Annotated in this window: 9 protein-coding genes; 3 read left to right on the top strand and 6 right to left on the bottom strand. The window is 66.0% G+C overall.

The features are described 5' to 3' along the window. Positions 1–251: 251 nt before the first annotated feature. From VM221_03080 to VM221_03060, 5 genes are all read right to left on the bottom strand, one after another. The gene (locus VM221_03080; GenBank protein ID HUT73804.1) at positions 252–1,412 is read right to left on the bottom strand and encodes a hypothetical protein; all 1,161 of its coding nucleotides are present in this window, start codon (positions 1,410–1,412) and stop codon (positions 252–254) included. Between the two features lie 392 nt (positions 1,413–1,804). Next, complete coding sequence (locus VM221_03075; GenBank protein HUT73803.1) at positions 1,805–4,264, bottom strand: hypothetical protein; 2,460 nt, start codon at positions 4,262–4,264, stop codon at positions 1,805–1,807. Next, a complete protein-coding gene (locus tag VM221_03070; protein HUT73802.1) occupies positions 4,264–6,228 on the bottom strand; it encodes a hypothetical protein in 1,965 nt (654 codons plus the stop codon). The genes VM221_03075 and VM221_03070 overlap by 1 nt, the downstream gene beginning before the upstream one ends. Further along, on the bottom strand, positions 6,215–7,651 hold the full coding sequence (locus VM221_03065) for a hypothetical protein (protein ID HUT73801.1): 1,437 nt from the start codon (positions 7,649–7,651) through the stop codon (positions 6,215–6,217). The genes VM221_03070 and VM221_03065 overlap by 14 nt, the downstream gene beginning before the upstream one ends. After that, positions 7,648–9,024, bottom strand: a complete 1,377-nt coding sequence (locus VM221_03060) for a hypothetical protein (GenBank protein ID HUT73800.1) — start codon at positions 9,022–9,024, stop codon at positions 7,648–7,650. The genes VM221_03065 and VM221_03060 overlap by 4 nt, the downstream gene beginning before the upstream one ends. 245 nt (positions 9,025–9,269) lie before the next feature. Here VM221_03060 and VM221_03055 point away from each other — a divergent pair, with 245 nt between their 5' ends. Beyond that, positions 9,270–10,706, top strand: coding sequence for a hypothetical protein (locus VM221_03055; protein HUT73799.1), 1,437 nt, complete (start codon positions 9,270–9,272; stop codon positions 10,704–10,706). Between the two features lie 44 nt (positions 10,707–10,750). Here VM221_03055 and VM221_03050 read toward each other — a convergent pair whose 3' ends face one another. After that, positions 10,751–11,917 (bottom strand): hypothetical protein, encoded by a 1,167-nt coding sequence (locus tag VM221_03050; GenBank protein HUT73798.1) that lies wholly within the window; start codon positions 11,915–11,917, stop codon positions 10,751–10,753. Between the two features lie 264 nt (positions 11,918–12,181). Between VM221_03050 and VM221_03045 the strand changes: the two genes are divergently transcribed. Both VM221_03045 and VM221_03040 read left to right on the top strand, forming a co-directional pair. After that, positions 12,182–13,270: a uroporphyrinogen decarboxylase family protein gene (locus VM221_03045; GenBank protein ID HUT73797.1), complete on the top strand. Its 1,089-nt coding sequence runs from the start codon at positions 12,182–12,184 to the stop codon at positions 13,268–13,270. 72 nt (positions 13,271–13,342) lie between these two features. Further along, the coding region (locus VM221_03040; GenBank protein ID HUT73796.1) for a hypothetical protein at positions 13,343–13,616 on the top strand (274 nt) is incomplete at its 3' end.

Genomic DNA, 13,616 nt, shown 5'->3' with positions numbered 1-13,616 from the left:
GCGGCCAGGCATTAGAACTATCGAACGCTGGCGCCGAGCTTCAAGCGTACGGGAAACAGCGCCACAAGCGTCATCGCGTCACAGGGGAATCAGCCGCCGCGCCCTTCTGCCAGAGCTTGCCGTCTTAGAGCCTATCCTAGGATTCACAGTCCACGGGCATGTCATTCCGAACGAAGTGAGGAATCTCGGTTCGGAACGAGATCCCTCGCTGCCGCTCGGGATGACAGTCAGCCGGTCTTTCGGATAGGCTCTCAGCGGTGCCGCGGCGCGACGGCCTCGGTGGGTGTCGCGACCGGTTGCCAGTGACCGTGGACCGCGCCGTGTCCGATGCCCACATGGGTCAGCGGGTACGCCTCCCTTGCGTCCGCGCGAGCCACGTAGAGTTGGCGGGCGCCGCGCCGATTGCAGCCGAATAGCAGCCATTGCCCGTCCGGCGACGGTTGCGGGTGGTAGTGGAGGACGCGTGGCTCGGAACGGGTGAGCTGCTCGACTTGCCCGTCGAGGCTGACCCGCATCAGTTCGACGCTCTCTGCGGACTTGGCCGTATAGTAAACCCAATGCCCGTCCGGCCCCCACACGGGGATATCGCTGCTCGCGCTGTGGAACGCGGGCATATCGAGGAGCTCCACGACGCCGCGGTAGCCTTGTCGGTCCGCAAGCTTGCGCAGGCCGGCGCCGTCGCGCCGGACCAAATGCGGATGGCAGTCGAAGTGCTCGCCGCTCAAGAAGAGAAGCCACCGGCCGTCGGGGGACCACCGCGGGCAGAAGTTGAAGCGCTGGCCGGTCTCGATGCGCCGCCCATGGCTGCCGTCGGCATCGGCGATGTATACCTGGTATGACTTGTGGTACGCGATGTGTCTGCCGTCCGGCGAGGGGTTCGTACCGTAGGTGAATTCGTGGCTGCCGCCGGAGAGGTCTCGCTTGTCGGTCCCATCCGAACGCATGCTGAAGGGCGTCATCACCCCGTTGATGAGCGCCTCGAAGCCCAGGCGCGTCGGATCCCCTGGCCAGAAGAAGAGCCCGGCGTTGTAGTCGCTGACGCGCTCCACCGCGGTCAGGTTGGTGAGACGCCCGCTAGCGAGGTCGAGCAGGCACATGTCGTGCCGCCAGCCCTGGGTCATGCGGAAGGTCTGGTGCTCCTGCTCCCAGGCGGCGTTGTCAGGGCTCTCCCAACCGCTGGCGATGATCGCGATGCGGCCATCGGGAGACCACCCGGCATAGGCGGTCCAGGCATTGGGCTCTCGGGTCAGATCCTCCGCGAGCCGGCGCCGGCTGGCGCCATCCCCCCGCGCCAGAGAGGCGCGCTGGCTGGCAAGGAATGAGTGCATGGCACCCGGCAGATTGGTCCGGTATTCGGTGTAGCCGACGAGATAGTCCGGGCGATTCCCCGTGATGCGAGTCTGGTCATGCACCGCAGCACCTGCCAGCGCCAGCGTTGTGCCGGCCGCAACCCCCGCGGCGGCTGTAAGAGCTTCCACCCGGATCATGCATAAGGCTTCGGGTATGTCATTCCAAGGAAGCGGAGCGACCAAGGCTTGCGCGCCTGCGGAGGACTTGCGCGCCGAAGGCGGGAATCCCCTACCAGGGATGCCCAAGGCCAACAATTCCAGCCGCGAGCAACCCCGGTAAGGGATCCCTCGCGTTGCTCGGGATGACACACCCATTGGGTGAGCGCCTCACGTTGACAATGCATAATCTGGGTCTAAGCCACTCAGGGTGACATAATGCCGAGGTATTGTCGGAAGGTCCAAGGACCGTCCGCCCGGCCCCTGTCGCCCCGAAACATCCGTGACCGGCCGGATCGTCAGGCAATCTGGAACGAGTACAGCCGGGCCTGGTAGATCGTAAACTCGACGACGACCGCTTGGCCGCGGCGCGGTCCAAGGTCGGCCACCGGGGCCGCCGTCGCATCGCCTTGGAACCGCACCGGCGGGTCAGTCACAGGCTGGCCGGTTTCATCGAGGACGCGAACGAGCACCCAGCCGTCGGGCTCGGTGGCGGCGTTGATGAGCAGCGTGTCACCGTCAACGCGGAGGGGATGGGTCTTGAGCCGCCCCCTTCCCTCGACGGCCTCCGCGTGCGCCAGACGGTACGGCTTGCCTCGCGCCACCCCCGGAAGGTAACGAGTCGCCTTGCCGTCAGCAAAGGTTCCCTCCCAGGTGCAGGAATACGGCGCCTCGGCCCAGTTCGGGTATTCGCGCCGCATTTCATCCACGGTGTGCAACCGGGCCATCACGACGTAGCCGTTATGCCGCGTGTTGATTCCCGTGTAATGGTACCACCACTCGTCGCCGAACTCGTGGTACGTGCAGCGGGGCCGGATCATCCCCGCGTCAAAGGACCCGCCCGCGCCGAGCTCGATCAGGCTGCGACGCTGCTGCGCAAAGCGATGGAAGTGCAGCAGGTCGCGCGACCAGACGAGCTCCGGGCTCTGCGTCTGTTCAATGCCCCAGTGCGCGAGCACCATGCCCAGGTAGAGGTTGCGCGTGGGGAAGGCCTGGCTGATGTTGCAGAACAGCTTGCCGAGCACCGGCCGCCCCGGCGCGTCGCCGCAGGCGCCGAACTTCTGGAGCAGCCCCATGCCGTAGAACTGCGTTCCGAAGCGGTCCCGCTGGTCCGGCCCCAGGACGAACTGCCGGTGGTAGTGCAGCCCGTCGTCGGTCCACAGCACCGCCAGGCACCGCAGACCCAGGTGCATGTTGTCATACACGGCGCCGTGCGGCGGGTAGGCGGGTGCGGCGGGGCGGAAGTACCAGAGCAAGCGCTTGCGGCCCGTGTCTTCGACATGGCACCGCATGGACTCGCTCGAGTGCATGAGATCCATGCCGACGCCGAGGTAGAGCAGCGGCTCGCGGGTCAGGGCCAGGTAGAGGTCGCCGCGCTTCTCGAAGGGCCAGAACTCGCCGCTGCGCGGGCGAAAGCAGCCGTCCGGGGAGGCCGGCTCCTGCGGAGAGTCCAGAACGCCCAGCCCGTCAGGGCGCAGGGAAGACTGCAAAGCTCTCTCGGCGTCCGCGGCCTGTTGTGCCGCCTGCGCGTCGCCCAGGCTCTTGCACTCGAGGGGGAAGTAGCGCTTGCCCGAGGCGAGAAAGACGTTGTCCAGGTTGACGGAGCCGTCGCGATCGGGATCGTAGAACCGAAACTGCGCGCACTCGATGTCGTGATCCATGATGTCCTTGCGCGTCTTGTGGAAGCGGATCATGCGGGTGGGGCAGTCGCGCTCATCGCGCAGGATGTTGTTGTCCCGCGAGCCCTCGTACTCCACTTGCCCCAGCCGCGGTTTCTCCCAGTGCTCCCCATCCGAGCTGACGGCCAGCAGCTTAAGGTATTCCCGCTCCGGCTCCGTATCCTTGCGCTCCAGCCGACCTCCTGAGTTGACATAGACGCATTCATAGCGCTGCGCAGCCTCGTTCCAGGTCAACGACTCGACGGACAGCATCTCCTCCTCGTGCGGGGCCGTGGGCGCAACCAGCGGCGCACCCGACGTCCGCAGCCGATCGGGCACGAACTGCACGCCCTCGACCTCGGCGCAAGCGAAATCATCCACCAGCACTTCCGGGTAGCCGCCCAGCTCCAGCACCTCGGGGCCGCTGGGGGGCGATGAAACCTGTTTCCAGAACTTGCGAATGCAGAAGGGGCCAACCGGCTCCCCCTCGCGCAAGACGCGGATGCGAATCCAATACTCGCCCGTCGGCCAGCCCGTGGTGTCGAAGGACTGCTCCCGGAACTCATGCGTCAGGCGAAACCGCCAAGGCCCCGCCAGCACCGCCGCCCCCCCGCGCGATGTTACGTCCGCCGACACCTCGCACGCGGAGACCCGGTGCTTGCGGATGCGGATGACGAAGCACGCGGTGTCTTCATTGATGTACAGAAACTGTCGCGCGGCGCACTCGATGAATTGCGGGCGGGCATCCACGGCGATCGGCGAGCGCGTGCAGGGGAAGAAGGAGTGCGGGTCGAGAGACATCGTCCCGCGGGCGATCTCGCCCTCGGCGCCCGACAGACGCAGCTCGATCTGATACTCCCCCATCTCCCAAGACCCATTCCAGGTGGCGTGGGAGGGGTCATAGCGGCCGTCGTCGAGCAAGGGATAGAGGATGCGCACGTGCGCGCGGCCGTCGCGCACCTCCACATCGCGGGTCGTCAGCTCCTGGACGAACCCCTGGGGCTGCCGGATGCGGACGTGCGCCTCCAGGGGCGTCGCGCCCGGGGGGCACGGAAGCACCAGCATCTTCCACCAGTAGTCGCAGTCAACCAGCTCCAGCACTATCCTGCTCCTTTCGACGCCACCGCTTCGCCCTCCAGCGCCGCCGTCTCGGACAGCGGCGCCAGCAATCGCAGGTTAAGCTCGCCGTCCAGAGAGGACTGGGCGACGAAGTCTTCGCCGGCCTTCAGCGCGCGACCGTCCAGCCGGCACCGCAGTGCGCAAGCTGCGGGCCAATCCCGCACTGCGAGCACCACCGAGCGTCGCACCAGGCCCCCCGGTTCCAGGCGAGCGGCGAAGCGCCCGGCGTCGGCGCGAAGGACATAGCGCCCGGTGGACATGTCAAAACACCCGTTGAAGTCCAGGGCTTCGCGCGGGTGCTCGCCCGGCCCGTCGAACGTAACCGTGGCTCCCTCCAGCGGCACCATCGTCATCGGGTTGAGCCACTCCGCCCGCCGGTGCAGGAGATTGCGCTCCACGTCTGCGGCGCTTGCCGATTCCTCCCAGGAGATCACCAGCGTGTACGCATACTCCCTTCCCGGCTCGGTCGGGGTGACGCGGATATCATGGCTTGCCGTCAAGCCGCGCGGACAGCGCCACGCAAACAGGCGCGCCGGCGCGCGGGCGGGATCGGGGTAACGCAGCAGGCACAGGCACGTCAGCCACCATCGCTCACCCCCCAGGCACAGCGGAACCGCGATAGCCGCGGGGAAGCGCGGCGAAGGGCTCGGATGAGACTCGCGCCCATCCTGCGGCAGCACCCACTCCGTGAAGTGATCGTCATCGCCCAGGCAGACCCGGGCCGGCCCAGCGAGCAGCCCGCTCAGGAGATCCAGGTCCGGCCCCACGCTGCGGCGCACCCAGGTGAGGACGCGGTCGTCAACCACGATGCGGTCCGAGTAGAAAGTCGCTCGCCCATAGGCCCACCCGCGCACATCGCGGGCCTGCTCGACGAACTTGGGCATCGGCCCCGACCAGGCCACCGACGTCAGGACCTCGCCGTCGGCGCGAACGGTCAGCTCCGCGCCCTGCGTGAACTTGATCTCGGACCCGCCGATGTGCCCGAACTGGACGCCGCTTTCCCAGCAGAGGTTCTGCCTTGGGGCTCGGCTTTCGCGCAGGAACAGTGCGCCGATGTTGCCGGGACGGATGCTGGCCGCATAGGATGCCTTCTCCACGATGTGCATCAGGACCTTCTGCGTCGTCAGCATCCTCATGTCTTCCCAGGCGACGGTCTCCGGGTCGGCGAAGAGCCCGATGATCTCGACGCCGCCCATGTACCCGTCGCGCGCCTCGAGCAGCCGTTCGCCGTTGAGTTCCACCCGGTGCCGGTCGCCGTTGAACGTCCACGTGATGCGGCCCCGGCGCGGAGGCCGACCCGGATGAACCTGCTCCGCGACGGTTGTGAATGAACGTAGGTCCGGGGCGGCATTGGCGCAGCGGGCCAGGCACAGACGCCACTGATCCGACTCCTGCACGCAGAGGAGGCGCATGTGATGGAAGGCGTTGTAGTGTCGCGCGATCAGCCCCCAGCACTTGCCGGATTGCGGGACTTCGTCCCAGTGAAACGTGGCCTCCAGGACGCCGTGCATCGCGCCTTCATGGAAGAGGAAAGCGGGGCCGCCCTCGGCCATCAACCCTTGCCGCGCAGCCGCCCATTCGCCGTGAACCTGCCAGCCCTCGCCTGACAAGGTTTCCGCGGTGGCCGTCTGATCGAATTCGCGGTCAACAACCAGTCGCGGGGCGATATGCCGCTCGCCCAGAGACGTTCGCCGCCCGTCGCTGCCGACGCAGGCGAGGCGATACGTTCCCGGCTCAAGGACGGCCCATCCTTGCGCGATGCCGGCGAATTCGCCGTGCCAGACATCTACCAGCGCCCCCGCAGCGCCGCGCGGGAAGGTATAGCTGCGCCAGATGAAGCTGTCGTCCGCGCCCATGGCCTCGATTCGGCCCCCCGGGTGCCCGGCCGGAAACTCCACCCACGGATTGCCGTGAGCGATCGCGGTGCCGTCATCACTTGCAGTCACGGGAGTCCCACCGTTCCACGCCTTCCACGCCCGGGAACTTGCCGTCGCCGACCTTGAACAGATCGCCGGTGCCGCCGGGAAGGCGAAGCTCCAGCTTGCCGTCCGCTATGGTGACCGCCTCGGGTCCGCCGGTTTCCCGGGACAGGCGGTACAACGTCTGCACGGAGGGCTCGAAGCTCAGCTGCACCGGAACGATCATCTCGTCGGCCGCCACGCCGCGCGCGTGCCGCAGATTGACCAACATGAAGTAAGCGCCGCCCGCGTCATCGCGGAAAAAGCCGATCAACGCATTCCGGCTCTCGGCGACCCCTTTGACCTCGATGCTCGCGATTCCGCAAACCTTGCCTGCCGCATCGTCGTAAGCCGTCACCCCCACCGGCAGCGGGTTCGGCACGTTGCGCCCGTCGAGGTAGCGCAGCCCCGGCACGTATCGAACATCGGTGCTCGTCAGGGAACGAAGCGCGGGGCCGAGATGCTGGACTTCCCGGTTGACCTGGCTGACGACGTGAAACAGCGGCGACGGTGTCCCGTCGGCGCAAAGCAGTGCGCAGGGATAGGTCGGGGCGTGATAGAGGAAGTAAGCGAGGCCGGTGAAGCCGTAAGCAAGCGAAGAGAACACCTGCATGCGCAGGTCCGACTCGCTGGGGCAGTAGTAGCTGCCCCCATTGCCGAAGGATTGGACAAAGGTCCAGTACGGGAGAGAAGCCTCCAACGCCGCCTTGCGCACGGCCTCCAGCGTATGGAAGTACCTCGTGGCCGTCCACGTCACGTCGTCGCAGGTCTCGTAGTCCACGAACGGGTACGGGTCCACCATCAGCAGATCCGGGTGACAGGTATCGAGATACTCCCGCAGGTACTGCTCGTACCCGTACGGCACCGGGGGAGCCGTGTAGTTACCCTCCGCATCCGGCTCCGTGTCGTAGTACTTACCTGCCGGTGCGCCGCCGGAGTAGAGGTTGGAGTAACCGAGCATCTCGGGGAACGTCTCCCGAAACCACGCCATCGCCTGGGCCATCGCCGGAAAGGCGGGATGGCGCGGCTCGTCCCAGATCAGGAATCCTGCTCCGCCCGCATACTTATCGTGGAAGCTGCGGGCGAGGTCCATCCTCTCCTGCGCTAGCGCATCGTAGTCGTCGGCCGCGTCCTTGGTCTTCTTCAGGTTGGGCAGCGCGTAGTAGTGCCAGGGCATTCCGTTCGCCGCGGACTTCTCGAACAGCCCCTCCCGCCCCTTCCAGATCAGGGCCGCCGTCAAGTTCAGCTCCTTGTACCAGGCCGGATCATAGGTGTCCGAGTCCAGTAGCAGAGCCATGAGGGTGAGGGGGTGATTGCGGACCCACTGCTTGCCGAAGTCCTTGGGCCGTTCACCGGCGAGGCCCGCGGTCCCCAGCCCGAGCGCGCACACCAGCGCGAATACGACCCTCATCCGTTCCGTGGCGATCTCTCCTCCCGTCCGACCGCGTCGGAACCGGCTGCCACCTGAAACGCATACAGGGCGCCGCCACGCAGGATGAAACGCAAGGCCGCCGGCCGGCCTCCCGTCGCTTCGCCCAAGGATCTGCGTTTCCCATCCGCTTGCCACCAAACGCGATAGCGCAATGCGTCATGGGGCGTCAGTTGTGATTGGTTCCCTTCGCAGCCCCGGCGCACCCGGCCGCTCCCATCATACAGTTCCACTTGCAGGTTCCCCGGCTCGATCTCGGCATTGACCAGGAGGTCCTCACCCGGGAACCTCAGGAGCGGTGTCTCAATAATGCCGCCCCCCCCGGCGCCGGCGGGGCGAAGGGCTACAAACCGCTCGGCAGGCAATGTCGCCAAACCAATGCCCGTCGCTCCCCCCTGGACACCGTGGCGCGCGGATCGGCCGGTGTAATACACGTGCACGCGGTCATCCTTGACCACCAGGGTGGTGCTCGGGAAAACGCCCCCCTCATCCCAGCTTCCCGGCGTCGGCCCCAGGAACACCGCCCGCTCCGCGACGCGATGCCAGCTTGTTCCGTCACGGCTGACCATCAATTGCATGTCCAGATCCCCGAGACGGTTGTTGCCCGGGGTCTGATCGAGGTGAATCATCCAGATGATGCCGATGAGTTGGTCGCCATAGGGCGTCACGGCCATCCCGTAGGGTTGAGTCCATGGGTAACCGTCCCGACTGTCGGTGGTGAAGAATGTGCGTTTGGGCGTCCACTGGACGAAATCCTCGCTGGTGGAAAGCGCGACGGCGCGCATCACCCCGGGCCAAGTGGGATCGTTCTCCTGGTTCCTCACGTACGCCAGATAGCGGCTGTTCCAGCGGATCACGCACGAACTGGTATCGTTCTTGCCCGCCGCGCTGAAGGGCTGGGTGCTCCACTCAATGCCGTCCGGCGAGAAGCCGACGATCTTGCCGCCCAGACCCCGGTATCGCTTCTGCGGATCGGGATCGTTCGGAGTGGGCAGCACGCAGAACCCGTGTCCGCCGGGGATGACGATGTTATGTCGGTCCAGCCCGCCGTACTTGCCGTGCCCGACCATCGGCTTGGCCCAGCGGATGCCGTCGCTCGACTCGGCGTAGCACTGGAGGTACTTCGCCGTTAGCGGGCCTTCCGGGGTATCGGCCTCCATCTGGCCGTGCCCCCTTGCTAGGTACCAGCAGCGAAACTTGCCGAGCGCAGCTTCGTGGAGAACGGTCCCGTAAACCTGGAGGTTGTGCTGTTCCCAGGGGTGCTCCCGTATGATCAACGGGTTGGCGGGGTGCTTCACCGGCGGCTGGAGTTCGCGCGTCAGGTTCTCCGCGCACGCGATCAGATGATCGTCCAAGAACAACTGCGGATGATGCGATAGCGGGAGGGGCTTTGCCTGAGCTGACGTGCCTGGATGCGTCATGTGGACAAGTCTCCCTTTCCCGCCATTATACCACGGGCGCCGCAGGGAGCCGCTCGGCGACGGCCCCGCCTGCCGCCAGGATGCCACGTGCGAAGAGCGAACCTTCTAGCTGGTTAGAGGGTTACACGGGAGGCGACGGCAAGAGCGCGCTGCCGGCATGGCTCGCAGGAGGAATCTCCATGGGCAGGTTTTCACTGACGCTGTTGGTGCTCCTGTGGATGGGCCTGGGGCTGACAGCGGCTGGCGCTGAGCGCTCCGAGCGCTTCGGGATAGAGTGGGTTCGGAAGCATCCGTTTACCATCATGGGATTGACGCAGAGAGTGGAGACCCTCGACGCCCAGCAGTACCGCGCCGCGGGACTGACAACGCTGCTGGCATGGAAGCCCAGGGAGGGGTTGTTCGAGGCGGCGGTCAAGGACGGACTGCCCTGGCACTACTACGCGGTCAACAAAGCCCGTTTCGAGGATCCCTCCAACCCCTCCCCGGAGGCAATCGAGAGCATGAAGGCGACGGCGAAGAAGTTCTACGACACCTACCCCGGCTGCACGGGGTGGGTCATCTGGGATGAATTCAAGCGCCCAGAGCTTCCGCATATCGCCGCCTGCATCGAGTGGTTCCGCAGCACGTTCCCTGACACCCTCGTCTACTCCAACGCATATCCCATGGGCGCCCCTGCAGGCAAGTACTACGGTTCAAAGTGGGTCTCAAGCGGGGTTTACGAGGACCCGCCCATCCCCTACGGCTACGACGACTATTTGGCTGAGTACGTCAGCGTCTGCAAACCGGACGTGCTGGTGTTCGACATCTACCCGTTCAAAGACGGGGGCGCCGAGGGCCCCTACTCCCCGGGCACCTACTTCGGCAGCCTCGAGGCGGTCAGAGCCTGCGCCCTCAAGGCGGAGATCCCCTATTGGGAGTTCATTCAGTCCTACGAAAGGGGGGAACCCGGGACCGGAGGCGCTCGCCCGCTGCCCAGCGAGTCCGATTTGCGGATGCAGATCTTCTCCTCGCTCGCCTACGGATTCACCGGCATCATCTACTTCACCTACGATGTGGCCTTCAAGCGGGGGCTGCTGGAGCCGGACGGTTCCCCCAGCCGCCTCTATCCCCAGGCCGCGCGGGCCAACGCGGAGGTAACGAACCTGGGCTCAGCTCTGCGCTTCCTGACCAGCGCCGGCGTCTATTATATCGCCGGCCGGCACCTGGAGAATGGCGGCGTGGTGAGCAACTCGCCGCCCGCGCCCGTGAAGCCTCTTGACGCCGACGCGGGGAAGGCGTGGGGAATCAGCGCCATCCGGGTGAAGGAGAAGGGGGCCGACAAGGACGGGCTGGTCGGGTTCTTCCGGGACGACCAGGGCGGCCGCTACTTCATGCTCGTCAACCTCTGGCGCAGCCCTGACGCCCCGGCAGCGGAGCGATCCCTTACCATGACGGCGGAGTTCGCGCCCTCCGTCACGACGGTGGGGCGTTTGTCGAGAGCGACCGGAGAGCCAGAGTTGATCTCCGTTGGTGACGGACTGCTCAAGATCGCGCTCCCCGGCGGCACGGGAGAGCTGTTCAAGATCGGCGACGCCGATTTCCCGGGGCGAGCAGCCTCCGCGCTCGCCCCGGAGTGATGGGGCGCCGGCGCCCGCGCTTCACGAAGGGAGACAGGAGTCCATCAGCGCCAGGGACACGGCCTGGACGTAGGCAATGGTACCCAAGTCACGCACCAGGAACGGCGGCCGGTCGGTTCCGTCGGGGGGGGCACGACTTTCTCAAGCACCGCGCCCGCGAGGTTGGGGTCCCGGGGCTGCGTGAACAGCATCGCCTCGCCAAAGGACAGCGCGAGCTGCAGCGGCTCTCTGAGCTCATCGCTTTTTCCCGCGACGATGAGGTCGTGCCACAGCACGGCCGCAAACAGGATGCCGCTGGCGGCGTGACCAAAAGAAGGCGTTTGGAAATCACCGCGAGTGTGCCGAAACATCCCGCCGTCCACGCGTTGAGCCCGGACGTACCATTGCGCGGCGCGGCGGGCGCACTCCAGGTACCGCTCGTCGCCGGAATCCTTCCCGGCCATGACCATCGGGCGACCCCACCAGCAGGCTTGGCGCGGATGATTGCTGCCGGTGCGGTAATCGCTCGGGCTGTACAACGCGAAATTGCCGGGTGGATTCTCATCGCGCAGCAAGCGCTCCGCCGTCCTGAAGAAGACGTTCCGCAGCCGCCGGTCCTTGGTCTTGTGGTATCCCCTCAAGAAGACGCCATCGTCCAGCAGAGGCCGCCCCGGTAGCGGGGATTCACGCTCGACCATCGCTGGCAGCGAGGTCGCCTTCCTGGCGTAGGGGTCGTAGTGGTCGAGGAAGAGGCCCTCCTGGCGAAGGAACATCGTGCGTTCCACCCAGTGCAGGGCGGCCAAGGCGGCGTCCCAGTACCCTGGATCGCCGGTCTCGTCGCCCAGGTGCATCAAGCCGTCAAGGCTCTCCAGGATTCCAGCCGTTTCGGACTCGATGAGTCCGCAATCCGGATCGCGCTTGTCGGACACCCGCTCGCGCATCAGGAATGCCGCCGCCTGGCGCGCCCCCTCGAGGAGCCATTCCTCGCTGGTGGCGCGACAAGCCAACACCAGCGCCTTCGCCGCCTGCCCGGTGTGCCAGGCGGGGCCGAACACGTACCATTGCTGCTGGCGCGCGTCGTACTCGCGCATGGCTCCTTTCCAGGAGGAGTAACGAAACCCATACGGGTTTTGCGGCGGCGGAAGCTCGTCCTCACTCCACATCGCCCGGCGCACCATCCACTCGCACGCAAGCAAGAGGCTCTGTCTGAGATCGTCGCACCCGGGTTTCATGGCTTGGCTCCCGCGAAACAATATCCAACTTCAGCCATTCCAGCGCAAGCACAATAAGCCCTTGCAAACCAACGCAAGAGAGAGCACAATGTGAGCGATCCCGCGTCGCTTCGCCGCGGCTCCGGCCGGTGAGCGCTTTCAACCGGAACGCGCGATCACTTTCCTTCGGAATGCATGAGCGCCTTGACAGGACGAACCGGCTCTGGCACACTGCGCGCGATGCCGACCCCACGCGAGAATCTGCTCAGGATCCTCCGCCACGAAATGCCGCAGTGGACTCCTGTCTGCGGTCACGTTGATCCCTACAATCAGCCCAGCCGAGACGGCATGGACCCGCAGCTCGCCGCGGCCATGGGAACCGTCACATGGTGCGACCAGAGCACGGTGACGTTCTCGCGGCATCTTGGCATTGACATCATGGACTACATCGCCCCCCCGGTACGGGTCTCGCGCAGAAACGTCAGCCTGCACTCCGCCCAGGAGGGCGACGACACGATCGAGACTTGGCACACGCCCGCCGGCGACCTGCGGCAGGTGTCGCGGCGCAGCCGTGACGTTGGCACCTCGTATTGCGTGGAACACATGGTGAAAAGCGCCGCCGATCTGCCAGCCTTGGCGACGATATTCGAGGATGAGGTTATTGAGGCTGAGCCGGCAGCCTTGCAGGCGATTCGAGCCCGGCGAGAGCTCATCGGCGATGACGGCATCCTCACCTGCTTCCTACCTGGCACCCCGCTCGCCATGATGTATCGGGTCTACAGCGGGGTCGCCACCCTCGCCTACCTGTGCGCGGATGCGCCCGCGGCCGTGAGCGATCTCTTCTCGGTCATGGAGCGCAACTACCAGCAACAGTTGCAGCTCACCGCGGACTCCGCGATTGACGCCCTGATCGGCACCGATGATACCTCCACGACGGTCATCTCGCCCGCCATGTTCGAGCGCTTCAGCCTGGAGTGCACGGATCGGCGGGCCGAGATCTGCCATCGGCAGGGCAAGCCTTACTTCCACCACTCGTGCGGCCTCATTCGCGACCTGCTCCCTCTCTACCGCCGCACGAAAATGGACGCAGTGCATTCCTTCACCGTGCCCCCGATCGGCGATGTGACGGTGGCGCAGGGCCGCCGCCTGCTGGGCGAGCGGATTACCATCATCGCCACGCTGGTGGCGCTGGCGGACGCGTCGTGGGATCTCGAGCACATGCGGGCCCAGGTGCGCCGGCTTTTCGCTGACGCGGCGGACGGGGACCACTTCATCGTTTGTCTCGCGGCGTACCCCCACCGGACGATGGAGCAGCACGCGGCCGTCGTCGCCGAGTGCCGCAAGTATCAGATGCTGGGCGCCGCGGCCGGCTGAACTGCGCCGAACAGCAAGCTCGGACCGACCATAGGGGCTTCGCCCTGACATCCTGACCCGGGGAGGACACACATGCTTGACATCGGATGGGCGGTGCGGGACATGACGCCGAACCGCCCGGTGATGCTCCGCGGCCAGATGCATCGCCGGATTGCGACAGAGGCGATGGATCCGCTGCTGGTGACGGCGTGCGCCATGGCGGGGGGCGATCCCAGGGACTGCGCGATCCTCATCTCGTGCGATCTCTGCGCCATCTCCGAGGGGCTGCAGCACGCGGTGCGCGAACGCCTGGGCCCGCGCCTGCCGTCTGTGCCCGCGGACAATATCCTTCTCAATGCGACCCACA

It is taken from the genome of Armatimonadota bacterium, from assembly GCA_035527535.1.
In the GTDB taxonomy this organism is placed as follows: Bacteria; Armatimonadota; Hebobacteria.
This window is presented reverse-complemented; position numbering and strand designations above follow the sequence as displayed.

What these genes read in the sequence shown, in the direction of transcription:
- VM221_03065 (HUT73801.1), bottom strand. Translation starts at nt 7,651, where the DNA reads ATGAGGGTCGTATTCGCGCTGGTGTGCGCGCTCGGGCTGGGGACCGCG.
- VM221_03055 (HUT73799.1), top strand. Translation starts at nt 9,270, where the DNA reads ATGGGCAGGTTTTCACTGACGCTGTTGGTGCTCCTGTGGATGGGCCTG.
- VM221_03050 (HUT73798.1), bottom strand. Translation starts at nt 11,917, where the DNA reads ATGAAACCCGGGTGCGACGATCTCAGACAGAGCCTCTTGCTTGCGTGC.
- VM221_03045 (HUT73797.1), top strand. Translation starts at nt 12,182, where the DNA reads ATGCCGCAGTGGACTCCTGTCTGCGGTCACGTTGATCCCTACAATCAG.